Here is a 22434-nt window from a genome sequence, read left to right on the forward strand (position 1 = left end):
GCGACGCAACCGCAAGACTATGCCGGGCTTTTCTGCAAGGCATGCACCTGATTGCGACCGTTGCGCTTGGCTTCATACAGTCCGTCATCGGCGCGGGTCACCAGGCTTTCAAGATTGTCGTCGGGCTGTGCGAAGGCGACACCGAAAGACGCGGTGATCGTGTCCAGCACAGTATCGGTGCCACGCGCCTTGATCCGCAGGGATTGCACTTTCAGGCGCAGGTGTTCGGCGAAGGCATGGGCGGCGGCCAGATCGGCGCAGCCCTCGAGCACGACACAGAACTCCTCGCCGCCGTAACGTCCTGCGAATGCATTGGCGGGCAGCGCGCCGCGCAACACTTGCCCGACATGCTGCAACACGCGGTCGCCCAATGGGTGACCGTACTGATCGTTGAATTGCTTGAAATGGTCGATGTCGAGCATGACCAGCGCCACCGCCCGGGAGGCCTTGCCCAGTGCCTGCTGCAGCAAACGGGTAAACGCCGTGCGATTGAGCAGTTCGGTCAGACCATCGACGGTGGCGGCCCGTTGGGCGCGCTCCAGTTTGTCGCGCAGGGTCTTGATTTCGTTTTGCGCCGACTGCAACTGGCCGAGGAAGTGCTCCTGCTGGCTTTGCATCACGCGGGTGCTCTGCTGCAGCTCATTGAGAATGCCCGGCAAGCGGTCGCTGACCGGTTCGTCGAGCATTTCAAGGCACTGCCCCAAGCGGTTCTGGAAGTTCTGACTGCCCTGCACGCTACGCGAAATGTCGCGCTCCATCCCGTCGACCAGACTGATGACCTGGTGCTGCTCGGCGCGGGCGTCTTCCAGCTCGTCACGAATGATGTATTCGCGAAACAGCCGGGTGGCGGATTCTGGCGGGCAACCGTCGAAGTCCCGCACAACCCTGTCCAGGTGCCGGTTGAGCTCCGGATCCAGCCCCTTGCTATAGGTGTACCAGAGCGCGTAATGCACAGGATTGGGCGGAATGTTGTGGCGAACCATCAGGGGCACGGCTTGCTTGAGCAACGCTGCGGCCTCGCGGGAGTCTTCCGGATAAAGCGCTAGAACATTCGCACGCGATTCTGATTGGCTCATGGCATCACTGTAGTTATTAATCGATGGCATTCAGACGACGCGCAGAGCATACCGATACCCCTGGCAAACGGCTATCCCGCTTTGGTTTGGAAGTGACTTTGAAATGGCCATTCCTAGCGACTATTCATGCCGATACACAAGAAATGAACAGTCTTTTTCATGAAAAGATGTCACAATGACATTACACCACTGCCATACACACTCGGTAGTCACCAAAAACATCGGCAGCATGAGGAAACGCCATGTCCATGAAAGCGCTGTTCATCTACTGGCCATTGCTGTCAATCGCCACCGCCTTCGTATTCTGTCGCCTGATCCACAAGGCCAAACTGGCTGATCGGGCAATGCAGGCACAACAACGGCGGGACTTGGCGCCCCGCGAACGAAATACCGAGGTTCAGGTTACACACAGTGACCATGCCTCGGCTCGCCTGGCGGCGTGATCCGCTGGCGTTACAGAATTGCGCATAAAAAAACCGGCCTGTTCAGGCCGGTTTTTTTATTCACTCAACAACACTTCGGTCCAGCCTTGCTCCCGTAACGGGCCTCCTGGCGTTCGCGGAAGAACGCCTCGTAGTCCATCAACGGCTGGTCCGGGTGCTTGGTTTGCATGTGCTCGACGTAGTTATCGTAGTCGGGCATGCCCACCATCAGGCGCGCGGCCTGACCGAGGTATTTGCCGAGACGACTCAGGTCATTGAACATGATCAGGCATCCGGCAGCGCTTGATACGGCGCTTCTTTATCCGTGCGCTCTTTGGTACCCCAGGCGGCAACGCCGACCTTGAGCGCAAAGAACAGGATGCTGAACACCACGAACAGGAACAGCGCGGTCAGCGTTGCATTGGTGTAGGCGTTGAAGATCACGTGCTGCATCTGGTCGATGCTTTTCGCTGGCGCCAATACCTGACCGTTGGCCAAGGCATCGCTGTACTTCTTGGCCAAGGCCAGGAAGCCGACTGCCGGGTTAGCGTCGAACAACTTGATGAAGCCCGCCGTCGTGGTGCAGATCAGCAGCCAAACGGCTGGCAGCAACGTGACCCAGACGTAACGCTGGCGCTTCATCTTGATCAGCACCACGGTGCCGAGCATCAGCGCAATACCGGCCAGCATCTGGTTGGAAATACCGAACAACGGCCACAAGGTGTTGATGCCACCCAGCGGGTCGATCACGCCTTGATACAGCAGATAACCCCACATCGCCACGCAACCGGCAGTTGCAACCAGGTTGGCGGTCCAGGATTCGGTACGTTTGAGGGCCGGAACGAACGAGCCGAGCAAGTCTTGCAGCATGAAACGACCGGCACGGGTACCGGCGTCTACCGCCGTGAGGATGAACAGCGCCTCGAACAGGATCGCGAAGTGGTACCAGAACGCCATGGTGTTTTCACCCGGCAGCACGCTGTGCAGGATCTGCGCGATACCGACGGCCAGGGTTGGTGCACCGCCGGCACGGGCCAGGATGGTGGTTTCACCGATGTCATGGGCCACCGCTTGCAGCGCTTCCGGGGTGATTGCAAAGCCCCAACTGCTGATGGTTTGCGCGACGGTTACAGCATCGGCGCCGACGACGGCGGCCGGGCTGTTCATCGCGAAGTACACACCCGGATCGATCACCGAAGCGGCGACCATGGCCATGATTGCCACGAAGGACTCCATCAGCATGCCGCCGTAGCCGATGTAGCGGGCATGACCTTCACTGGCCAGCAGCTTCGGCGTGGTGCCGGAAGCAATCAACGAGTGGAAGCCGGATACCGCGCCACAGGCGATGGTAATGAACAGGAACGGGAACAGACCGCCCTTCCACACTGGACCGGTACCGTCGACGAACTGGGTCAGCGCCGGCATTCTCAGCTCCGGCATGGTCACCAGAATACCGATGGCCAGGGCAACGATGGTGCCGATTTTCAGGAAGGTCGACAGGTAGTCGCGCGGCGCCAGGATCAGCCATACCGGCAACACTGCCGCGACAAAACCGTAGCCGATCAGCATCCAGGTGATCTGGATTCCCGTGAAGGTAAAGGCCTTGGCCCACACCGGGTCAGCGGCGATCTCGCCACCAAGCCAGATCGAACCCAGCAGCAACAGCACGCCGATGATCGAGATCTCACCGATGCGGCCCGGGCGGATGTAGCGCATGTAAATGCCCATGAACATCGCGATCGGGATGGTCGCCATCACCGTGAAAATGCCCCACGGGCTCTCGGCCAGGGCTTTGACCACGATCAGCGCCAACACGGCGAGGATGATGATCATGATCAGGAAGCAGCCGAACAGCGCGATGGTGCCGGGGATGCGGCCCATTTCCTCTCGGACCATGTCACCCAGAGAGCGACCGTTGCGGCGGGTGGACATGAACAGGACCATGAAGTCCTGAACGGCACCGGCCAGCACCACGCCGGCGATCAGCCACAGCGTGCCGGGCAGATAGCCCATCTGCGCCGCCAACACCGGACCGACCAGCGGCCCCGCGCCGGCAATCGCCGCGAAGTGGTGACCAAAAAGCACGTGTTTATTGGTCGGCACATAGTCCAGACCATCGTTATTGAGTACGGCGGGAGTGGCGCGATTGGGGTCCAGTTGCATCACTTTGTTGGCGATGAACAGACCGTAATAGCGGTAAGCAACGAGATAGATGGCAACGGCTGCGACTACGATCCACAGGGCGTTGATCGCTTCGCCGCGGCGCAAGGCCACGACACTCAGCGCAATCGCTCCCAGGACAGCCACGGCAAACCAGGCAAGGTGTTTAGCCAGACGGGGCATAGCGTGTCTCCTGCCACAGCCAGTGAACTGCGGCGGTAATTTTTATAATTGTGTCCGCTGTGCGGAGCTGGCCCAATATCCGCGCATGCCGTCCACAAATAAATCCGCGTTACTACGTACGCGGCCTCTACGTAGTTCTACGTAGAACATGCTGATGCAACCCCCTGCAGGAGCGAAGCTTGCTCCTACAGGACTTGGGCCATCAGTCATTCCGTCCTGCAACGCTACTGGCCAGGCGTATGTTTGGCATATGATCCCGAGCCTTCGCGCGCAGGAGTCAGCATGCAACTCAAACACAAGATCGTCGCCCTCGGGATTCTGCCGCTGGTGCTGGCCATTGCCGTCATCTGCGCGCTGGTGATTTCCCTGAACCGGCAACTGGGTGATCAACAGGCTCAGTTGATCGAAGACAGCATTCTGGCCAGCAAACGCGCCGAACTGAAAAACTACGTGGAAATGGCGAAAAGCCTCATCGAGCCGCTTTACGATGACGGCCACGGTGACGCCCAGGCCCAGCAAAAAGTGCTCGAAGAGCTGCGCAAGCTCAGCTTTGGCATCAACGGCTACTTCTTCGTCTACGACCACGAGGGCCGCAGCCTGATGCACGCGCGGCAGTCGGAGCTGGTCGGCAAATACCTGTGGGACATGAAAGACCCCCATGGCCTGCCCGTCATCCAGGCCTTGCTCAAAAGCGCGCAATCGGGTGAAGGCTTTCAACGCTATGCCTGGAACAAACCTTCCTCGGGTCAAGTGACCGACAAACTTGCCTACGTCGTGATGCTCGATCGCTGGGGCTGGATGCTCGGCACCGGCATCTACCTCGAAGACGTCGAGCGTGCCACTCAACAGGCGCGCGACGAAGTGGCCATGGGCATTCGCAAGACCATGATGGCGATCGCCGTGGTCGCCCTCGTTGCGGTGCTATTCGTGTTCGCCACGGGCATGACGCTCAATGTCAGTGAACACCGTCTGGCGGACAAGAAATTGCAGCGCCTGACCCAGCGCATCGTCAGCCTCCAGGAGGAAGAGCGCTCACGGGTGTCCCGCGAGCTGCACGACGGCATCAGTCAGGTGCTGGTTTCGATCAAGTTTCAGTTCGAACTGGCCAGCCATCTGCTGGAGAACGCTCAGGCGCACGACAAAGGCCTGGGCACGTTAAGAAACGCCACTGAACGATTGGGCGAGGCGATTGGCGAGGTGCGCAGCCTGTCCCACGACCTGCGTTCATCCTTGCTCGATACGCTTGGCCTGTCCGCCGCAATCGGCCAACTGGCCGCTGAGTTCGCGCAACGCAGTGGTCTCACGGTGAGCTACGACGACAATGAGTTCGACTGCCAATTGGTGGATGGCGCCGACGTCGCGCTGTTTCGCATCGTGCAGGAAGGCCTGACCAATATCGAACGTCATGCCGGGGCAAAAAACGTTGCCATTACCCTGCGCGGCTGTGAACAATCCGTTCGGTTGACCGTGGTCGACGACGGCGTAGGTTTCAACGTCGCTCAGGTCGAACGCCGTCACACCGGCATCGGCCTGCGCAACATCCGTGAACGCGTCGAACATTTTGGTGGGCGCTTCGAACTGATCTCGACCTCGGGACGCAGCGAATTGGATGTCCTGCTGCCGATGCAACTGCCCACCGGCAAACGCTGATGCCCCTCAAAACAAAAGTGAGCCTCGCATGAACCTGCCCTCCCCTATCCGCGTCGCCCTGGTCGACGATCACTCCCTGGTCCGCGACGGCATCAAGGCGCTACTGGCCGTCATGTCGCCCCTGGAATTGGTTGGCGAGGCGGAAAACGGCGCACAGGCCATCGAAATGGTCGGCCGCTGCCGGCCGGACTTGCTGTTGGTCGACATCAGCCTGCCCGACATGAACGGCCTGGAGCTGACCCGCGTGTTGCGCAGCCAGTATCCGTCGCTCAAGGTGCTGGTGCTGAGCATGTACAACAACTACGAATACGTCAGTGAGTCAGTGCGCTCCGGCGCCAGTGGCTATGTGCTGAAGAACGCGCCGTCCCGGGAAATCATCGCCGCCATCGAAGCCATCACCAGCGGCGGAACCTTCTACAGCGCCGAAATCGCCCAGCGCTTGATCGCCGACAAGAACACCGACAACGAGCTGACGCCGAGGGAAAGCCAGGTGCTCGCCAAAATGGCCCAGGGTTTGAACAACAAGGAAATGGCCCGGGAACTGGACATCAGCGTGCGCACGGTGGAAACCCATCGGCTGAGCATTCGCCGCAAACTCAACATCGACAAGCCTGCGGCGCTGGTCAAATACGCCCTCGATCACGGACTGATTTCCCGCTGACCCCACAGCCACTCAGCTTCCCGCACCACCGTGGGCTTCTTCAAAGAAGTAGTCTTTCCAGCTGTCCGCCTTGTTTTTCAGCACACCCAACGCCTGCAGTTTCTCGGCATAGACCGCCGTGCGCTGCGGCGTAATCGTGAAGTCGATCTCGGGATCGTTGACGATTTTCTCAACCAGTGGCAGCGGCAATTTCGATTGCTCAACCCGAATGTAAGTCGCGGCCGCCGCCGACTTGTCGGCCTTGATGATTTGTTCCGCCTCGGCCAATGCGTCGTAGAACGCCTTGTAGGTTTTCGGGTTTTCGTCGTGGAATTTTTCAGTGGTGTAAAGCACGTTGAACGTAGCCTGGCCACCCAGCACGTCGTAGGAACTCAGCACCTTGTGCACGTTGGGACTTTGCAATGCCTGATACTGGAACGGCGGACTGGAAAAATGAGAGGTGATTTCCGAGCCGCCCGCGATCAGTGCTGACGTCGCATCCGGGTGCGCGAGGCTGATAGAGATATCGTCGAACTTCTTGTAATGCTCATCGCCAAACACCTTGGCCGTTTCGATCTGCAACGTGCGCGACTGGAACCCGACACCCGCGGCCGGCACTGCGATCCGGTCCTTTTCAGTGAAATCCTTGAGGTTCTTCACCTGCGGATTATTGGTCAGCAGGTAATTGGGCATTGAACCCAGCGACGCAATCGCCTTGACGTTCTGCTTGCCCTTGGTCCGATCCCAGATCGTCAGCATCGGTGGCACACCTGCTGATACAACGTCCAGCGCACCGGCCAACAACGCCTCATTCATCGCCGTGGCACCGGAAATACTGTTCCAGTCGACCACAATATCCAGGCCCTGCGCCTTGCCCTGCTTCTCGATAAGCTGCTGGTCGCGCACCACATCCAGAATCAGGTAACCGATGCCGAACTGCTGGGCAATGCTGATCTTGCCTTCAGCCTGCGCACCCGGGCTGAGCAATACACCCACCGCCGCTACGGATGCCGCCAACAACGTCAACGCCGAATGCTTGAAACGACTCACCATGAAAACCTCAGGAATGAATAAAAGGAACGCGCCAAGTCACTCGCTACTCACGCGCGCCTGCGCAAATGACTTGAGACCGGGCTCAGAGTTTGGCAATCGAGACTTCGGTGGATTTCACGAAGGCAATGACTTCGCTGCCGACCTTCAATTCAAGGTCACGCACCGAACGGGTGGTAATCACGGAAGTGACAATGCCGGACGCCGTCTGAACGTCGATTTCAGAGACCACTTCGCCTACGAGGATCTCCTTGATGACACCCTTGAACTGGTTACGCACGTTGATCGCTTTGATGGTCATGATGAGGCTTCCTGTCTGATGTCGAGCCCTTCCGCATGGATGGGCAGGCACTCAAAGTGCACTGCCTGCGACGACAACAAAAGGAATATATAATTATCTAGTTATTCTTTTAAGGAATATAAACTAAATCTGAGATGTGCTGTTTTGTCTACTGGCGAGGGGCACGACCGACAGTTATGCCGGTCGGCATTCAGTATTCCTCAAGCCAGGCTTGGCTCGGCTTTACCGTTGCTTATGCGCTGCTCATCCTGCAGCACATCCAGCGTGGTGAGAAATAGGTCGTGACTCATGATGCCGGTGCACACCGTTGAGAGCATCTCACTCCCCGTATCGTCCGTAAGGGTGACCTTCTCACTCCAGGTATTCAAATCGACTGAGGATAGCGTCGACGTTGCTACCTGACGCCCTTCAACTTTCAGAAAGTCGCGTGCCACAACAATTGTCTGGGTGTCCACATTCAGGAAATCGCCGGCAATGCGTTTGCGCCAGACCTGTCCGGTAGGCACATATTTGAAAGTTACCGGAGCGTTAGAATCAAGCATGTTCATCACAACCGGCAGTCGTTCTCGGACATGTAGTTCGCGCACCAATTGCTGAAAATCCTGAAACCCTTTGAGCGATTCGATAACCCGATGAAATGGCTCACTCGCGCTGCGCCGGTACGCCAGATTAGTAATCAGCCCAGTGAATGCAGCTTGCCCGGAGGCGAACAGGTAGAGGTCTTCTATTTCAGAAAACGCCGTGTATTGTTGCTGCTTCCCCGTGAGAGCAACAATGCCGTGCTCATAAACCTCATAATGGGTCCCACGCAGTTTTTTCTGCCAAACATATAGTCCGAACAGGACCGCGGAAATGACGACTAGCAAGCCACTGACAGAATAGATCAGCAACTGTGGACTGGAACCACGGCTGGTGTTCGCCCCGGAACTGGCCGCCGGCAGTATGGTGCCCAGATACAACACAAATCCTGCCAGGCACAACATGACAATTCCAAACAACAGCATGAAAACCGGAAAGCCTTGGGCATGCCGGAAGGTGGAGATTAGCTGACCTGTTACTGATGGAGCGGGTATAGATGATTGCTGCATGGAATGTACTTCCCTAGTAGTTTATTTTCAAACAAAGCGTTATGGTTATTTCAACTGCTTTGTGTTAATCCATTAATAGATTTTTTAGTACAACCTCCTTCGATTTAATTTAAATACTCTTCGAACATCGTTCAATATGTGCGCTCCGAAGTTTTGGCCTCTCCTGGAAAGGAGTCTCCAAGGGAAGAACTCAAGTAATGGAAAAGTTTGATCTATTCCCTTTAGAAAAATACTATATTCCATCTCCGGAATCTGATAGATAGGAAAAATCACTCCCTTTCCCACTACACTTAACCCAATTGTTTCGTCACTCAAAAAAAGCTCGAATAAATTACCAGTATCTACCCCATTACTTAGAACAAAATCATTCAATACAACTGGATCAAAAATAACGATCCCGGGCTCGAATATTTCAATTTTCGCTATGCTTTTCATCCACAACCTCCTGCCGACGAAAAACTGATGAGTACAACTCCCTTCAATTTAACTCAAAAAAACTCTCCAAGAACTCGTTAAAACTTGCCCACTGGGGCTTGAGCTTCCCCAGCTTGAAATCAACCAATGAATCACCAAGAGAAAGTTCAACCACTTCGCCAGTTAGCTTATTATAAAAAAACCCACTCTCACCCTCAAAGCTATCCAACGGAAGGTACTCTAAAGGTACTCCAAGCGTTTCATGGGTTCGTTTCAGCGCCAAATCAAAGTTAGTATTTTTGGAAAACCAACAAATTTGATATATCTCTTTGCCGCGACTCATAAAAGTCGGCCCATCCTCAACATGAAGATAAAACTGACCGAAATCGCTAGACGCATCAACATTTATTTTCTTTAACTCTATTTCATAGTCAGCGCTGACGTCATCATACCACCAGCCTTGCTGCTTACAATAATCCATTATTTTTTTCGAAATCATATATTCACCCGCAACTTACAGATCCTCTAGAACGCCCAGAGTTTCGATTATTAATTTCCGATTGCGCTCGCCCCTTCCAATAAGCCTCTCGATCTCCATTGAACAAGTCTCTGTCTACAGGATTAATCGGGTGTTGACCAGGCAGATGAGGATGAAGGGCATTAGTTTTACCAAATTTTTGGTGGGTATCAGCAGACAGCTCGAACAGAGAACCCAAGCCATCTTGTTTCGAATGGTGTAAATTAAGTTGTGAGTAACTACCATTCTTTACCACGAACGGACTCTTCCCTTCCGACGCCAAATCGAGGTTAGTTCTGACGCCATTTCGAGTATTCACAGGCAGATCCCAATCGATAACTTGCTGATAAACCGTATGGACGCTCCCGGAAGGTGCTGTGAATGTAGACGGTGAGAAATATCCGGTCAACCCGAAAGGGTCTATCCATCCGGTAGAGTTGGCAGCATATCGGTAAAGATTAAACCCACCCAACAACCCAATCGGATCCTGCGTAACAAACCGCCCCACCTCCGGATCGTAATACCGAAACGTGTTGTAGTGCAGCCCCGTCTCATCGTCGAAATACTGCCCCTGAAACCGCAGGTTCTGCTCGACTTCATTGACCGTCAGCTTCTCAACCGCTCCCCAAGCCTTGTACGTCGCCTGCCAGACAATGCTCCCGTCCGCGTCAGTCATCTCCAGCGGCGTACCAATCTGGTCGGTATGGAAGTAGTAAAGCTGCTGCGCTTCACCTACAGGCTGCTCTGCCCCGGCGTTTCCTCGCGCAACATGCGCAAGCCTTGCCACAGGAAATGCTTCTGCTCGGTGACGCCATCGACCTCTGACACCTTGGCAACCCGCCGCCCAAGGCTGTCGTAACGATACGCACCGGTACTTTCCAGCTTGCCGTTGACCATCGTCTCAGCTTTGACGAGGCGGTTTTCGCAGTCATACGTGAACGTCTGCAGCCGGTTCATCCCGCTGCGTTTCTCAATNGCCCAAGGCTGTCGTACCGATATGCACCGGTACTTTCCAGCTTGCCGTTGACCATCGTCTCAGCTTTGACGAGGCGGTTTTCGCAGTCATACGTGAACGTCTGCAGCCGGTTCATCCCGCTGCGTTTCTCAATCAGGTTGCCCCACGCATCGTAGGCATATTCCTGATCTCGCCAGCGCTTGAGACGGTTGTCTTTGACGTGGTCGAACTGGCTGGTGTTGAAGTTCAGCCGGTTCGCCGCGGCGTCGTAGCGGAACTCTTCGTTGTCGATCAGTTGTCCGGTGTACCGATACTAACCGGTACTTTCCAGCCTGCTATTAACCAATGTCTCGGCCCGAGACAACCGATTCTGACCATCATACATTCGGCATCGCCTAACTAAAAATCATCCCACGGTGCGTACCGATAATCATCATCTATCTTTTTAAAGGTAAGACCATCGATTTGTTTATCAACACATTCATTAAAGAAGCGAGCAGAGCATACAACCTCATGAATTTCTTCAAAATAGAACAAATCAGACTCAACACTATCTAAAACAACAAGCTTATCAATACGCTCATAATTTGAACTACTCAAATCGAGAGCGCCTGACTTCACATTACTATCCAGCACAAAAGAGGAACTATCCAGATCCATAGCTCTCAGTCTTTCGACAACAGCGAAGAAAAAATATGACTTATCTTGCTTAGCCATACCCTGAGTAAAAAGTTCAACTGGCCTGCTAACGTACTTGCACTCGAAAGCATCGCAGACAGCCAAAAATTTTCGGACGCCAAAAAATGATCTGGCAACCAATCTGCCGTCAATTGGGGAGTATCAGCCATTGCTTGATAGCAGGCACTCAAAGCACCTTGCGCTGGATTTTCGGAGGGATAATGAAAGGTTGGCAAATCGGGAGTCCAACTCAAATCAAAAAAGTATGGCGCCCCCTCACCATCCGGCTCATAACCAATGATATATAAACCCTTCATTTTTCCACCTCTAAAGTAACCGACCAGTTATGGCATCAAGTTTAAATAGCCCGCCTTCTAGACCCTGAGAAGCCCACGCTTGAACATTTTTCACACCAAGCGCCAGATCTATATCTGGTCAAGCTATTTAGGTTATTGTTAAGTTTCACCAACTTGTTTTTTACAGCTTCAGTGTACTGACCGTGATTCGACCAGTGCCCCGGCATGCCAGTAGTTTTGGCTAGATCTTTTGATCCAGGTAGAAAAATCCCATTGGACGCCCCATCCGGATCCCAACCAATTTTTTTCAGCCTACCAAACATATTTTTGAACTGAGTGCTTTTTATTAGCTCTTCGGGTATCAAATGGTGATTTGCCATTCCATCCCCGGCGCTTGCTCCCATGTTGTTACCCAATTTCGTAGAGCACCAACCCAACGGATCGACCCAGTTATTAGGGCTTGGCGCATAAGAGTAAAAATTCATGCCTCCTGATAAAGAAATCGGATCCTGCGTAACAAACCGCCCCACCTCCGGATCGTAATACCGAAACGTGTTGTAGTGCAGCCCCGTCTCGTCGTCGAAATACTGCCCCTGAAACCGCAGGTGATCGTAATACCGAAACGTGTTGTAGTGCAGCCCCGTCTCGTCGTCGAAATACTGCCCCTGAAACCGCAGGTTCTGCTCGACGGCATTGACCGTCAGCTTTTCAACCGAGCCCCACGCCTTGTACGTCGCCTGCCAGACAAGGCTCCCGTCCGCGTCAGTCATCTCCAGCGGCGTACCGATCTGGTCGGTGTGGAAGTAGTAAAGCTTCTGTTCCTCACCCTCGGCCTGATCCACCCGCGCCAACGGCGCATAACTACCCGGCTCGTAAATGTACAGGCTGCTCTGCCCCGGCGTTTCCTCGCGCAACCAGCCGATTCTCACAGTCATAAACAAACGTCTGCAGCGTGCCCATCCCGCTGCGTTTCTCAATCAGGTTGCCCCACGCATCGTAGGCATATTCCTGATCTCGCCAGCGCTTGAGACGGTTGTCCTTGACGTGGTCGAATTGGCTGGTGTTGAAGTTCAGCCGGTTCGCCGCGGCGTCGTAGCGGAACTCTTCGCTGTCGATCAGTTGGCCCGTGTCACGGCTGTGCAACTGGCCGTTGGCTTCGTATTCGTACTTGATCTCGCCGCGCAGTTTGTCGAGGGTACGGGTCAACTCGCCAGCCGGGTCGTACTGGTGACGGCGGTGGATCGGGTTGTAGGCGTGTTCGACCAACAGCGCAGGTTGGATGCCTGGATTGTGAATTAGCGGAATTCTTCGCTGTCGAGCAACTGGCCGGTGTCGCGGCTGTGCAGTTGGCCGTTGGCTTCRTATTCGTACTTGATCTCGCCRCGCAGTTTGTCGAGGGTGCGGGTCAACTCGCCAGCCGGGTCGTACTGGTGACGGCGGTGGATCGGGTTGTAGGCGTGTTCGACCAACAGCGCAGGTTGGATGCCTGGATTGTGAATTTGCGAGAGCTTTTCTGCCGGCAAGGTAGAGGCGAATTGCCAGGCTTTGCGGCCCATGGCGTCGTAGCCAAAGCAACTGGTGAGCGCGCCCTGGGTGCGCAGGACTTCGCGGTGCAGGTCGTCGCGCTCGATGTCGCTGATGAGCTGGCCGTCGAGGTTGAGTTGGTGCAGGTGGCCACTGCCGTAGTACAGGTGATTGAGGTGTTGGCCGGTNGGCAACATCAGCGTAGTGAGGTTGCTCAGTGGGTCGTATTCGTAGGACAAGGCGCCTTGTGCCGTGGTCTCCTGGATCAGCCGCCCGAGCAGGTCGTAGGAGAATTCGAGGGTTTCTTCGCTGACGCCGAGTTGCTTGCCCTGCGCGGTCGGCAAACGTTGGATCGACAGCAGGCGATCGCCGTCGTCATACGCATAATCCTGCCTCGCGTCGGCATTGAGYTTGGCCAGCAGCCGGCCAATGCTGTCGCGCTCGAATTCGGTGCGGCGTTGTGGCCGCTCGCCGCGTTCGCCGTAGCCGGTTTCGTCGACCTGGGTCAGATGCCCGCCCAGGTTGTAGCTGAAGCGCCGGGTCAGGTTGTCGATSCGTTTTTCTTCGATCAGCCGGTCGGACGCATCGCACCCATCCATTTAGCCCGAGTAAGGATAAGNAATGCTGTCGCGCTCGAATTCGGTGCGGCGTTGTGGCCGCTCGCCGCGTTCGCCGTAGCCGGTTTCGTCGACCTGGGTCAGATGCCCGCCCAGGTTGTAGCTGAAGCGCCGGGTCAGGTTGTCGATSCGTTTTTCTTCGATCAGCCGGTCGGACGCATCGTAGGCGAACTGGTACGCCGCGTTGTTTTCGTTGATCAACGCGGTCAGGCGAATCGCCGCGTCGTATTCGTAGCGGATGCGCTGGCCCTTGGCGTCCTGGCGGCTGCTCGGCAGTCCCCGGGCGGTGCGTAGCAGACGCGTGGTCTGGCCTTTGCCGTCGGTGTGCGTCAGCACCTGGCCGAGGGCGTTGTAGGTGAACGATTCGCCGCTGCCGTCCGGGTGATGGATGCGCAGCACTTCGCCGTCGGGTTTGCGTTCCAGCGTGGTGGTCTGACCCAGCGCGTCGGTGACGGCGACCAGGTGCTGGCGCTCGTCGAAGCGGTATGTGGTGGTTTTACCCGAGCAATCCTGGAAGCGCTCGACCTGGGCCAGGGTGTTCCACCACAGGNACGGCGACCAGGTGCTGGCGCTCGTCGAAGCGGTATGTGGTGGTTTTACCCGAGCAATCCTGGAAGCGCTCGACCTGGGCCAGGGTGTTCCACCACAGGTATTTGGACTTGTGGGTCGCGTCGATGATGGTGTGTGGCAGGCCATCGTCGCCGTTCAGGTATTCGGTGGTGTGGCCGAGGGCGTCGACTTCGGCGATGAGGTTGCCTTTGTCGTCGTAGCGGGCCTGCCATGTGCTGCCGTCGGGGTAGTCCACCTGGGTGATCAGCGGGGTCAGGTGGTGATAGCGGTATTTGATCGTGCGCCCGAGCGGGTCGCTCTCTTCAAGCAGGCGTGAGTATTCGTCGTACTTGAGCGTGAGTCTGTTGCCATCCGGCAGTGTCAGGCCAGTCATGTTGCCGCTGTCATCGATATCGATGGCGTAGTGTTCGCCGCCGAAGTCGCGGCTGGCGGTGACGCGATGATCGGCGTTGTAATGAAGCTCGGCTTCGCGCCCGAGCACATCGGTGACCCACGTAATACGGGCCTGTCTGTCGTAACGGAACAGGTAACGTTCGCCATCGCTGGTCCAGTGCTCCACCACGCGCCGCTGGCCATCGATGTGTTCCCAGCGGTAGTTGCAGGTCAGGCCGAGGGCATTGCTGTGACTGACCATCACACCGTCGGCATAGCTGAAACGGCGTACTGAATCACCGTTGCGATTGATCACTTCATTGAGCTGGCCGTGCTTGTCGTAACGGTACTGCACCAGCGTTTCAACGGCCTCGTTGGCGACTACACGCCTGACATCGGTGAGGCGACCCAGCGGGTTGTCGTAATGCAGGTGCACCCGCACGCCACCAGTGGCGCTGATGTCGGTGAGCGTACCTTCAGCGGTGCGAGTGAAATGCAGGAAATGGCCCAGGGCATTTTCAATGCGTTGCAGCGCCACGGGGATGTTGTCGTCTTCGACTTCGCCGAAGTAAAAAAAGGTGTTGTCGAGGGTTTGCAGTAGGTAGTGCCCACCTTCGGTGCGGACCAGATGCACCTGCTCATGGGGGTTGTAGATGCGCTCCCCTGGCTGCACGTCCACGAACGGAACGCTGCGCCCCTGATTGTCGGTGAGATAGACAAAAGCGCCACTGCGACGCAGGCTCTGCTCCCAGGGCAGGACCCATCCTTTGCCAAGTACGCTGTCGACACCCAGGTCGCTTGCATAGAACCGCGACCATTGAATAGGCATCAGGCCCGGCAGGCTGAAGTCGGTTTCGTCGGTGATGACCTTGCGGCCGGTAGTCGCGTCGACCGGGTTGCCGATCAAGCCACCCACCGCGCGCTCGATGGCAGGGCCCACGACGTAACGCGACGCCACCTCACCGGCGACAAATCCGGCGGTGAATTTCAGGACGCAGGGCATGACGGCTTTCATGCCAGCCTGGGTCCCGGCCTTGATCAATTGGGCGATACCGCCCGCCGCGCCGGCAACCGCCATCAGAATGTCGACCGTGGTCCGCAGCCACCCGGGAATTTCATCGTCCACCGGCAGGTAGCGGTAGGTTCCGCCACCGATGAAAACATTGTCCGAACCGCTGGAGAGGGTAGCACCGCAGGTCAACTTGTCGCCCTTGCGAGCAGCCGCCGTACCGTTGATGAAGACGTTGGTTGAACCTTCGGCGACCTTCACCGGGCCTGGATGCTTATCGCAGGCGCCGGTGCTTTTCTCCACATGGGCTGCCTTGCGGCTGTTGATGAAGACGTTGGGCGACGCGGTGACAATGGTCCCCGCGGGTGAAGAAAACATACTGCCTATCTTTTCTCCGGCCGCGGTGAGCAGGCTACCTCCGACGCCTGCCAGTAAACCTGCCAACAATGCCACGCCAAACCCACAGGTAAACGTCGCGATCGCCACCGTAGCGATCAACGCTATGCCAAGTGCTGCGCCGATGAGAAACCCGCCCAATGCACTGGTGTGCGACAGTTCATCACCAAACCTTGCGGCTTCGAACATGACCGTTACTCCTGAGCGCTGGAGTCGGTCACGGAGTCGCCCGGCAGGCGAGGCTGAAAGCTCGCCAGCAGGTCCACCCAGTTCTGGTTCTGCTCACTGCTGAAATCAGCCTGGGCGGTAGTGGAAAAGATTATCGCGCGTCCCGGTGAAATCAGAAACGCTGCCTGACGCTGGTAGAACGGTCGGCCATCGGTCATGTAATACGCATCGATCTGCACGCCGTCGATCGGCGCCGAAGTCGACAGCGCTACGGCTTTTTTGCCCAGTAGCGTATAGCCGCGCAGCTTGGACGCGAGCATCTTGATCTGACGTTCGACGTAGGCTTTGAGCGCCTCGCCGGGCAGCAAAGTATCGCGGGAAATGGTGATGCTCAATGGTGCGGGAATGCTTGCCCCCAGCACAAACATGTTTACGGTTCGATCCTGGAAACCCTGTGGCAACGCAATGCTGCCTTCCTGCAACTCATAATCCATGTGATGTAAATTCCTGAATTCAAAAAAAGGGTATTTCAGCTGGCCGCGAGGTCATCGAGCATGCCGTCAAAATCAACCAGCCAGAGACTGAGCGCGGGTCTTGCCGGATCAATCTCGCAACCGATACTCAGCCATTGCATATCTTCACGTCCAACGACCGGCACAAGCGCACCCACCAGGCGCGCGTGTCGATCGGCATGGCCGCTCTTGAAATGCAGATCCGCCGACTTCGCCGTACTACCGGCCACGATGACATCGCGCTGGCGAATGATGCGCACGTCCGGGTGTTCCTTGCGAAACGCCTGCACCGAGGCATCGAACAGTTGCTCCAGGGTCTGCCCCTGTTGCACATCACGTCGCTTGATCGTCAGGCTGACCGGTTCGCCTTCGTGCTCGACAGTGGTCTGGATCTCGCGGAATTGAAAACCCGTCGGAAATGCCAGATTGAATCCCGCGAAACTGAAGCTGCTGGGCGTGTCTTTCAGCGCCACCACAGGCGCGGGTTCCGGCTCGGGCTCAGGCTGGACGGGGACCGCGTTCTGCTGGGCGAGCCGTTCAGCTTCCTCTTGCGCAATACGCTTTTCGGAAATGCGATCGTAGAGGCTGGTTCTGATCATCGCGCCGCTACCTCAGTCATTGACCCTGACCTCGGAACCGGTGATCTGGGTCGTGCCGGTACTGACCGTGTTGATCGTCTTGCCTTTGATCTCGATGCCGTCCGGCGTGAGAATGATGCTGCTCTCCCCCACCTGAAGAATGATGTGTTGCTTGGCGTTGACCTGGATGAACTGGTTATCGACCTGAATCGTCAGCGAGCCTTCCTGGACATTCATCACCGTGTCTTTCTTGATCGTTTCAGTGTGCGTGCCACCGACCGTGATCGTGCGGTTGCTGCCGACACTGTGGGTCTCGTCGACCTCGATCTCGGTGTCCATGTTGCGCTCGGCATGCATGATGATCTGCTCGGCACCGGCCTTGTCTTCGAAGCGGAAGAAGTTCGCCGTACCGCCGTCACCTTTCATTGACCGGGTCAAAAAACCACTCTGGGTCTTGTTCGCCGGCAGCGACCAAGGCGGTGTGTTCTGGCTGTTGTAGAGACTGCCCATGACCAGCGGGCGGTCGGGGTCTCCATCAAGGAAAGACACGACTACCTCGTCGCCGACCCGAGGGATCAAGACACTGCCGAAACCGCCACTGGCGCCGGACTGTGCGACACGGACCCAGCAGGAACTCTTGTCGTTGAACTCGCCGTAGCGGTCCCAGTGAAACTGTACTTTCACCCGGCCCAGTTCATCGGTATAGATTTCCTCGCCAGGTGGGCCGACAACAATGGCGGTTTGCGGGCCGGAAATCGTTGGCGTCAGCGTGTCGAGCTGCGGTCGGAACTTGATTTTCTTGCGTACGCAATCAAACTTGTTGGCATAACCCGCCTGCCCGCCGGACAGGTAATTATTACTGCCCCAGTGCTCGATGCACGTCAGCAAGAATTGTCGATCCTCGACTGAGCCATTATCGTGTTCGTAATGCTGCGTGAGTTCGAACGTATAGCCCGGGCGCATCGCACGGCAATTGCTCCTTCCCGAAAATCCCTTGCCCCTGAGCTCCAAAGCCTCGATACGATTGCGCACCAACACTTCGCCATCGTCATAGTTTGCATGGGTGTACTGGCCCATGAAATCGTAAATCTCGTAGGCCGGTACATCGCCCTGCTGATTGAGACTGTTCATGCTGACCGGCAGGCGGTTTCGAGGCTGACGGTAATCGAACGTCTGGACCGCTATCTTGCTCGACTGCAATTCCCTTACCGCATTCCAGTGAGTGATTGAATCCGCCGACTCTGTGATGGACGCCGTGTGAAATCGCACTTGTGGCTGCTCTGGCAGCGCAGGCAACTGGGTTGAATCATCCATGATGATCAGCGTGTGACTGTCGGCAGCATGTTCGTAGTAATAGAACAGCCCTTCGTGCTCCAGCAGGCGCATGACGAAATGCCGATCACTTTCCCGATACTGAGTGATATAGCTATGGGGTTTGAGCGTACGGTTGATACGAAATTCGAACTTGGCCAGCCCTTCATAACGACTGAACACTTGGGTGATCACTTGTTCGACGGTTTGGTCCTGGAATATCTGCGAGTCGAACCGCTGTTCAAGCAAACTGAGCCAGGAGCCAATCAGCGCGAAATACCGACACATCCCACCGTCGCTGCCATTACTGCCAAAACGCAGTACATGCCCGTTGATGTAACGACTTGCGCCAGTCGCCAGTTCGATCTCTATCGTCGCCGACTGCCCCATGGCGGATTTGAGTTTTACGCTGGCATCATCGGACAGAAGGTCCAAATGGAAACCAAACTCCATCGACAGGCCTTCGTGTCCGGTGAAAGACTCAAGCAAGAGCTCCTGACCACTTTTGAGCGGCATGGTCAGTTTGAACAGGCGCCGGTTCTGTGCGGTAAACAGGGATGAAAGGTCCATTGTCATGTGCAACTCCTGGAATCAATATTCGGGCAACCACCGCATTAACGTTCTGATCGTCAGGAACCTGTCGACTGGCGCAGGGAACCCAACCATTTGAATAACCTACCCAGCCACCAGCGGCTGCGGGCTTCGCGTATTTCGTCGATTTGCATGAAGGTGTAGGGGGTGGGCATTTTGCGCTCACGGATACGGAGGGTGCGGAGACCGCGGATGCCATGACGTACGTAGAAAAGAAGAATTACAGAAAGCACCGTGCAGGCTACCACCACAAACATGCCGCCCGTTTCTGCACCCACCGACTTTAGAAACATACTGCCTGTGAGCGTCGATACACCGGAAATTAATCCAAGGTTATAATTCCTGGAATTCACAATTCTTTTAGGTCGAGGCGCGACTCTATTGCCTACGCATTCGAAAGGAAAGAACGATGCCTTACTATAAAGAATCACCAAAAACATCATAAGCACTATAGTGATCGGTGCTATCCCAATAGCTACAGATCTAGGATCTCCCTTGTCAAAATAATCTGAGACAATCAAGTACGCCAGACTACCAGCAATATAAGGAAAAATACATATCGCAACTGACAACACCGTCGCCAATAACAAAATATATCTCTCACAGCAATAAATTAGATATAGGCTAAAACCAAAACCAACCACAACAATAAAAAAATACCACCACCAAAAATACTTCAAGTTTGAGGGTCCAAAAGCACCAAAAAAGGCCACTCCAATAAACATTAGAAAAATTTGTTTTTTTATATTCTTTGCATCAATCATGACCATTTCACTCGACTCCGCGCCACATCACGTCGAAGAACGCAGGGAAGTTAACCACTTAAACAACCTACTCAACCACCAGCGCCTGCGAGCTTCACGTATTTCGTCAATTTCCATGAAGGTATAGGGTGCAGGCATATTTCGTTCTTGGATGTGAAGCGTGCGCAGACCTCGAATACTGTGACGTGACAAAATCGAAATAGCTATTGAACATCCAGTGCAGATTACGACTGCTAGTACATTGCTTGTCTGCGCATCAACTGACTTGAAAAATATTCCGCTTGTGAGCACAGCCGCACCCACTACCAATCCAACACTATGACTTTTATTGCTCTGCCCCTTACCCCGCGCGGCAACTCTATTCCCTTTGCACTCGAAAGGAAAAAAAACCGTCTTCCCATAGAGTATTGTGGCAACCGTTAAAAACACTGTTAGCGCTGGTGACAAGCCCACCAGTGCAGCAAGCAAACTGTTCCCACCTAAGACTCTCGAAGCAGATAGATATGCCACCGTACAGGCTAGGTAAGTAAAGATACCGACCACCAGCAAAAACAGTGACGACAGATACAACACAAATCGTTCACAGCTATAAATTACGTACAAAACAAAACCTAGCAGTGCAACTATAAAAAATAGATATACCCACCAGAAATAGCTCAAATTTGAGGGACCAAAGGCACCAAATAGAGCAGCAGAAAAAAAGACAATCCACCCACCCTTCTTTAAATTTTGCGAATCAATCATGAGACTGACGCGAAGAAAGCAACCATTTAAATAATCTCCCCAACCACCAACGACTGCGGGCTTCGCGTATTTCATCGATTCTCATGAAGGTGTACGGAGTAGGCATTGTATGCTCCCGGAGTCGCAGCGCGCGAAGACCTTGGATTGTATGCCGACAGTAAAGTATTAAAGCTATACAACCAGATGTACCGACTAAAACCCCAAGCGCACCACCATTTAATGAACCTATTAATTTCAACACTCCCCCCCCTGTTAGAGTAAGAAGCCCTGCCAGAAAACCTGCACTATACTTCTCTCGGCTCTCGACCTTAAAAGCCACTTTATTGCCTTCAAGTCTAAAGCTTGATAAATGACTTCTACCATAAGCAGCAATCGCTACCGCCAAAGAAATCAAAATCAAGGGCGACAGTCCAATAGCGATCGATTTAAAACTCCCCTCTCCAAAAAAATCCGAGACAACCAAATACAAAACACTAGAAAACAAAAAACCCATTATGCCGACACCAGTGAAAAATATCATCACAACAAAAAACACATATCGCTCACAAGCCCCAACCAAAAAAAGAGTTATGAGCAAGAAAAAAACCACTACAACACAATATATAGACCAATAATATGGCACTCCTGGCGGACCAAACATACCAAAAAACACAACCATAAGAAAAACAACCCACGGACCAGTTTTCACCGTATCTACAGCAGGATCAAAAAGCATGATCAATCAACTTATTTATTGAACCACCAATCTTTTTATCAGCGCCGGACTTACCCATATAATATTGAACTGCCAGACCAGCACCCCAACCAACCAACAACACTATTACCAATGGAGCTGCAACCAGCGAAGACCCCATAAAAAAACTCACTAATACACCACTGGCGAACGCCGCTACGTTAGTAGGCTGGCTATATGCAGACTCCCTATAAAACTCTTCCATTGAAGTCGAACTTGTATAATCCAGATAAGCCTGCGGCCCAATGGCTAGCGCCACACCCACCGTATTACCCGTCATGAATTTTAGTCCGCCTGCCGCTCCTCCGGCATGCAACATTGCACGCTTACTCAGTGCAGTTTTTGTTCCATAAGCCGGAAGATTAGCAACTTGCCCTCCAACCCGACCGAGCACCTTGTAACTTTGTGCCTGAGCAGTAATCGGCACCTCGAAGTGCAACTGCCCTGCAACCCGAATCAGTTTTATCCTGCCTTTGAAGGCTTTCTTAGCCGAGATCGAGTTCGCTGTGCCCCGACTATTGGCCCACTTGATCAGTTTTTTCTTGTCGGCCGCGGAGAGATCCAGCAAGTCTACAACCGACTTCGACTTGGAAAATGCAGCTACGCTGGTGCCTGCACTGACCAACGTGCCAGGCAAGTTGGCTGGAGAAAACAACAAAGAGCCTATCTCCGGGATGGCCGCTGCGGTTTTCTGTAATTCTTGCAGCGCTTCGACGGAAACGTCCTTCGCCGAAGACAAATTCCTGATTAACGAGCGCAGTAACTGCAAGGACTCTTGCGCCTCACTCGGCGACATTTCCAATTCGGGCGAAGCCAGTTCATGGGCAAGAAACATCGCCGCGTTGTAATCACTGGTCGCGTAGTAACCGGCAAAATTTGGTGGTGCAGGAATAGCCCGCGAGGCAAGCTCGCTGGGAAACGGAAGACTACCGCCGCCAATCAATCCAGCTTGTGAGCGCGTTCCACGAGGATTAGCCACTGTGCAAGGTAAAAATCTTTCATCCATGTTCCTTCTCCTGTTACCGCCTTCCCGAAAAAGACTTTCGGCAGAACCAGCTACGCGCTACAACAACTGACTAACACTTCATGAGCCATGCTCATTCGTACTAACGCTC

General features: G+C 54.7%; 20 protein-coding genes and 7 pseudogenes. 3 read left to right on the forward strand and 24 right to left on the reverse strand.

Features of this window, described 5'->3' with window-relative positions; all coding sequences use genetic code 11:
- Positions 1–17: 17 nt before the first annotated feature.
- Positions 18–1076 carry a GGDEF domain-containing protein gene (locus tag ASD60_RS25570; RefSeq protein WP_177336607.1) on the reverse strand — a complete coding sequence of 353 codons (1059 nt, stop codon included), beginning with the start codon at positions 1074–1076 and terminating at the stop codon, positions 18–20.
- A gap of 242 nt (positions 1077–1318) precedes the next feature.
- Here ASD60_RS25570 and ASD60_RS25575 point away from each other — a divergent pair, with 242 nt between their 5' ends.
- Positions 1319–1519 (forward strand): hypothetical protein, encoded by a 201-nt coding sequence (locus tag ASD60_RS25575; protein WP_056856654.1) that lies wholly within the window; start codon positions 1319–1321, stop codon positions 1517–1519.
- 64 nt (positions 1520–1583) lie between these two features.
- Here ASD60_RS25575 and ASD60_RS25580 read toward each other — a convergent pair whose 3' ends face one another.
- A complete protein-coding gene (locus tag ASD60_RS25580) occupies positions 1584–1781 on the reverse strand; it encodes a YbdD/YjiX family protein (RefSeq protein ID WP_056856655.1) in 198 nt (65 codons plus the stop codon).
- Positions 1782–1783: 2 nt separating this feature from the next.
- The gene (locus tag ASD60_RS25585; RefSeq protein ID WP_056856656.1) at positions 1784–3841 is read right to left on the reverse strand and encodes a carbon starvation CstA family protein; all 2058 of its coding nucleotides are present in this window, start codon (positions 3839–3841) and stop codon (positions 1784–1786) included.
- A gap of 282 nt (positions 3842–4123) precedes the next feature.
- Between ASD60_RS25585 and ASD60_RS25590 the strand changes: the two genes are divergently transcribed.
- Both ASD60_RS25590 and ASD60_RS25595 read left to right on the forward strand, forming a co-directional pair.
- Positions 4124–5491: a cache domain-containing protein gene (locus ASD60_RS25590; RefSeq protein ID WP_056856657.1), complete on the forward strand. Its 1368-nt coding sequence runs from the start codon at positions 4124–4126 to the stop codon at positions 5489–5491.
- Between the two features lie 28 nt (positions 5492–5519).
- A complete protein-coding gene (locus ASD60_RS25595) occupies positions 5520–6152 on the forward strand; it encodes a response regulator (RefSeq protein WP_056856658.1) in 633 nt (210 codons plus the stop codon).
- A gap of 12 nt (positions 6153–6164) precedes the next feature.
- On the opposite strand, the gene ASD60_RS25600 is transcribed toward ASD60_RS25595, so the two are convergent.
- The 21 genes and pseudogenes from ASD60_RS25600 to ASD60_RS25675 form a co-directional block, all read right to left on the reverse strand.
- Entirely contained in the window at positions 6165–7184 is a 1020-nt protein-coding gene (locus tag ASD60_RS25600; protein WP_056856659.1) for an ABC transporter substrate-binding protein, read from the reverse strand.
- Between the two features lie 82 nt (positions 7185–7266).
- Positions 7267–7482, reverse strand: coding sequence for a TOBE domain-containing protein (locus ASD60_RS25605; RefSeq protein ID WP_056856660.1), 216 nt, complete (start codon positions 7480–7482; stop codon positions 7267–7269).
- Between the two features lie 200 nt (positions 7483–7682).
- Entirely contained in the window at positions 7683–8570 is an 888-nt protein-coding gene (locus ASD60_RS25610; protein WP_056856661.1) for a hypothetical protein, read from the reverse strand.
- Positions 8571–9048: 478 nt separating this feature from the next.
- Complete coding sequence (locus ASD60_RS25620; protein ID WP_056856662.1) at positions 9049–9483, reverse strand: hypothetical protein; 435 nt, start codon at positions 9481–9483, stop codon at positions 9049–9051.
- A 4-nt stretch (positions 9484–9487) separates the two neighbouring features.
- Complete coding sequence (locus ASD60_RS29220) at positions 9488–9820, reverse strand: HNH/ENDO VII family nuclease (protein WP_236708517.1); 333 nt, start codon at positions 9818–9820, stop codon at positions 9488–9490.
- 84 nt (positions 9821–9904) lie between these two features.
- Positions 9905–10476 (reverse strand): annotated as a pseudogene (locus tag ASD60_RS29555) (RHS repeat domain-containing protein); the annotation flags it as partial.
- Position 10477: 1 nt separating this feature from the next.
- Positions 10478–10766 (reverse strand): annotated as a pseudogene (locus ASD60_RS29970) (hypothetical protein); the annotation flags it as partial.
- 89 nt (positions 10767–10855) lie between these two features.
- Positions 10856–11116, reverse strand: coding sequence for a hypothetical protein (locus ASD60_RS29565; protein WP_236708511.1), 261 nt, complete (start codon positions 11114–11116; stop codon positions 10856–10858).
- Between the two features lie 5 nt (positions 11117–11121).
- Positions 11122–11451, reverse strand: a complete 330-nt coding sequence (locus tag ASD60_RS29570; protein ID WP_236708512.1) for a hypothetical protein — start codon at positions 11449–11451, stop codon at positions 11122–11124.
- A 41-nt stretch (positions 11452–11492) separates the two neighbouring features.
- Positions 11493–12567, reverse strand: a pseudogene (locus tag ASD60_RS29255) (RHS repeat-associated core domain-containing protein); the annotation flags it as partial.
- A gap of 161 nt (positions 12568–12728) precedes the next feature.
- Positions 12729–13142 (reverse strand): annotated as a pseudogene (locus tag ASD60_RS29575) (type IV secretion protein Rhs); the annotation flags it as partial.
- Position 13143: 1 nt separating this feature from the next.
- Positions 13144–13541, reverse strand: a pseudogene (locus tag ASD60_RS29580) (type IV secretion protein Rhs); the annotation flags it as partial.
- Positions 13542–13574: 33 nt separating this feature from the next.
- Positions 13575–14121: pseudogene (locus ASD60_RS29585) on the reverse strand (type IV secretion protein Rhs); the annotation flags it as partial.
- 1 nt (position 14122) lies between these two features.
- A pseudogene (locus ASD60_RS25650) lies at positions 14123–16107 on the reverse strand (DUF6531 domain-containing protein); the annotation flags it as partial.
- 5 nt (positions 16108–16112) lie between these two features.
- On the reverse strand, positions 16113–16580 hold the full coding sequence (locus ASD60_RS25655) for a DcrB-related protein (RefSeq protein WP_056856665.1): 468 nt from the start codon (positions 16578–16580) through the stop codon (positions 16113–16115).
- A 35-nt stretch (positions 16581–16615) separates the two neighbouring features.
- Entirely contained in the window at positions 16616–17197 is a 582-nt protein-coding gene (locus tag ASD60_RS25660) for a DcrB-related protein (protein ID WP_056856666.1), read from the reverse strand.
- 12 nt (positions 17198–17209) lie between these two features.
- Positions 17210–19063, reverse strand: coding sequence for a type VI secretion system Vgr family protein (locus ASD60_RS25665; RefSeq protein ID WP_056856667.1), 1854 nt, complete (start codon positions 19061–19063; stop codon positions 17210–17212).
- A 53-nt stretch (positions 19064–19116) separates the two neighbouring features.
- On the reverse strand, positions 19117–19848 hold the full coding sequence (locus tag ASD60_RS25670; RefSeq protein WP_056856668.1) for a hypothetical protein: 732 nt from the start codon (positions 19846–19848) through the stop codon (positions 19117–19119).
- Between the two features lie 21 nt (positions 19849–19869).
- Entirely contained in the window at positions 19870–20661 is a 792-nt protein-coding gene (locus ASD60_RS29010) for a hypothetical protein (protein WP_162250587.1), read from the reverse strand.
- Complete coding sequence (locus tag ASD60_RS29015) at positions 20579–21301, reverse strand: hypothetical protein (protein WP_130904589.1); 723 nt, start codon at positions 21299–21301, stop codon at positions 20579–20581. Before ASD60_RS29015 ends, ASD60_RS29010 begins: the two co-directional genes overlap by 83 nt.
- The gene (locus tag ASD60_RS25675; RefSeq protein ID WP_056856669.1) at positions 21291–22325 is read right to left on the reverse strand and encodes a hypothetical protein; all 1035 of its coding nucleotides are present in this window, start codon (positions 22323–22325) and stop codon (positions 21291–21293) included. The genes ASD60_RS29015 and ASD60_RS25675 overlap by 11 nt, the downstream gene beginning before the upstream one ends.
- Positions 22326–22434 lie beyond the last annotated feature (109 nt).

The organism is Pseudomonas sp. Root562 (genome assembly GCF_001427125.1).
In the GTDB taxonomy this organism is placed as follows: Bacteria; Pseudomonadota; Gammaproteobacteria; order Pseudomonadales; family Pseudomonadaceae; genus Aquipseudomonas.

Bases quoted from the DNA above. Each gene is read 5' to 3' on its own strand.
- ASD60_RS25620 (WP_056856662.1), bottom strand. From the start codon at position 9,483: ATGATTTCGAAAAAAATAATGGATTATTGTAAGCAGCAAGGCTGGTGG.
- ASD60_RS25665 (WP_056856667.1), bottom strand. From the start codon at position 19,063: ATGACAATGGACCTTTCATCCCTGTTTACCGCACAGAACCGGCGCCTG.
- ASD60_RS25580 (WP_056856655.1), bottom strand. From the start codon at position 1,781: ATGTTCAATGACCTGAGTCGTCTCGGCAAATACCTCGGTCAGGCCGCG.
- ASD60_RS29565 (WP_236708511.1), bottom strand. From the start codon at position 11,116: ATGGATCTGGATAGTTCCTCTTTTGTGCTGGATAGTAATGTGAAGTCA.
- ASD60_RS25610 (WP_056856661.1), bottom strand. From the start codon at position 8,570: ATGCAGCAATCATCTATACCCGCTCCATCAGTAACAGGTCAGCTAATC.
- ASD60_RS25675 (WP_056856669.1), bottom strand. From the start codon at position 22,325: ATGGATGAAAGATTTTTACCTTGCACAGTGGCTAATCCTCGTGGAACG.
- ASD60_RS25670 (WP_056856668.1), bottom strand. From the start codon at position 19,848: ATGGTCATGATTGATGCAAAGAATATAAAAAAACAAATTTTTCTAATG.
- ASD60_RS25600 (WP_056856659.1), bottom strand. From the start codon at position 7,184: ATGGTGAGTCGTTTCAAGCATTCGGCGTTGACGTTGTTGGCGGCATCC.
- ASD60_RS25605 (WP_056856660.1), bottom strand. From the start codon at position 7,482: ATGACCATCAAAGCGATCAACGTGCGTAACCAGTTCAAGGGTGTCATC.
- ASD60_RS25660 (WP_056856666.1), bottom strand. From the start codon at position 17,197: ATGATCAGAACCAGCCTCTACGATCGCATTTCCGAAAAGCGTATTGCG.
- ASD60_RS25570 (WP_177336607.1), bottom strand. From the start codon at position 1,076: ATGAGCCAATCAGAATCGCGTGCGAATGTTCTAGCGCTTTATCCGGAA.
- ASD60_RS25575 (WP_056856654.1), top strand. From the start codon at position 1,319: ATGTCCATGAAAGCGCTGTTCATCTACTGGCCATTGCTGTCAATCGCC.
- ASD60_RS25590 (WP_056856657.1), top strand. From the start codon at position 4,124: ATGCAACTCAAACACAAGATCGTCGCCCTCGGGATTCTGCCGCTGGTG.
- ASD60_RS25595 (WP_056856658.1), top strand. From the start codon at position 5,520: ATGAACCTGCCCTCCCCTATCCGCGTCGCCCTGGTCGACGATCACTCC.
- ASD60_RS25585 (WP_056856656.1), bottom strand. From the start codon at position 3,841: ATGCCCCGTCTGGCTAAACACCTTGCCTGGTTTGCCGTGGCTGTCCTG.
- ASD60_RS25655 (WP_056856665.1), bottom strand. From the start codon at position 16,580: ATGGATTATGAGTTGCAGGAAGGCAGCATTGCGTTGCCACAGGGTTTC.
- ASD60_RS29015 (WP_130904589.1), bottom strand. From the start codon at position 21,301: ATGCTTTTTGATCCTGCTGTAGATACGGTGAAAACTGGTCCGTGGGTT.
- ASD60_RS29010 (WP_162250587.1), bottom strand. From the start codon at position 20,661: ATGAAATACGCGAAGCCCGCAGTCGTTGGTGGTTGGGGAGATTATTTA.
- ASD60_RS29570 (WP_236708512.1), bottom strand. From the start codon at position 11,451: ATGAAGGGTTTATATATCATTGGTTATGAGCCGGATGGTGAGGGGGCG.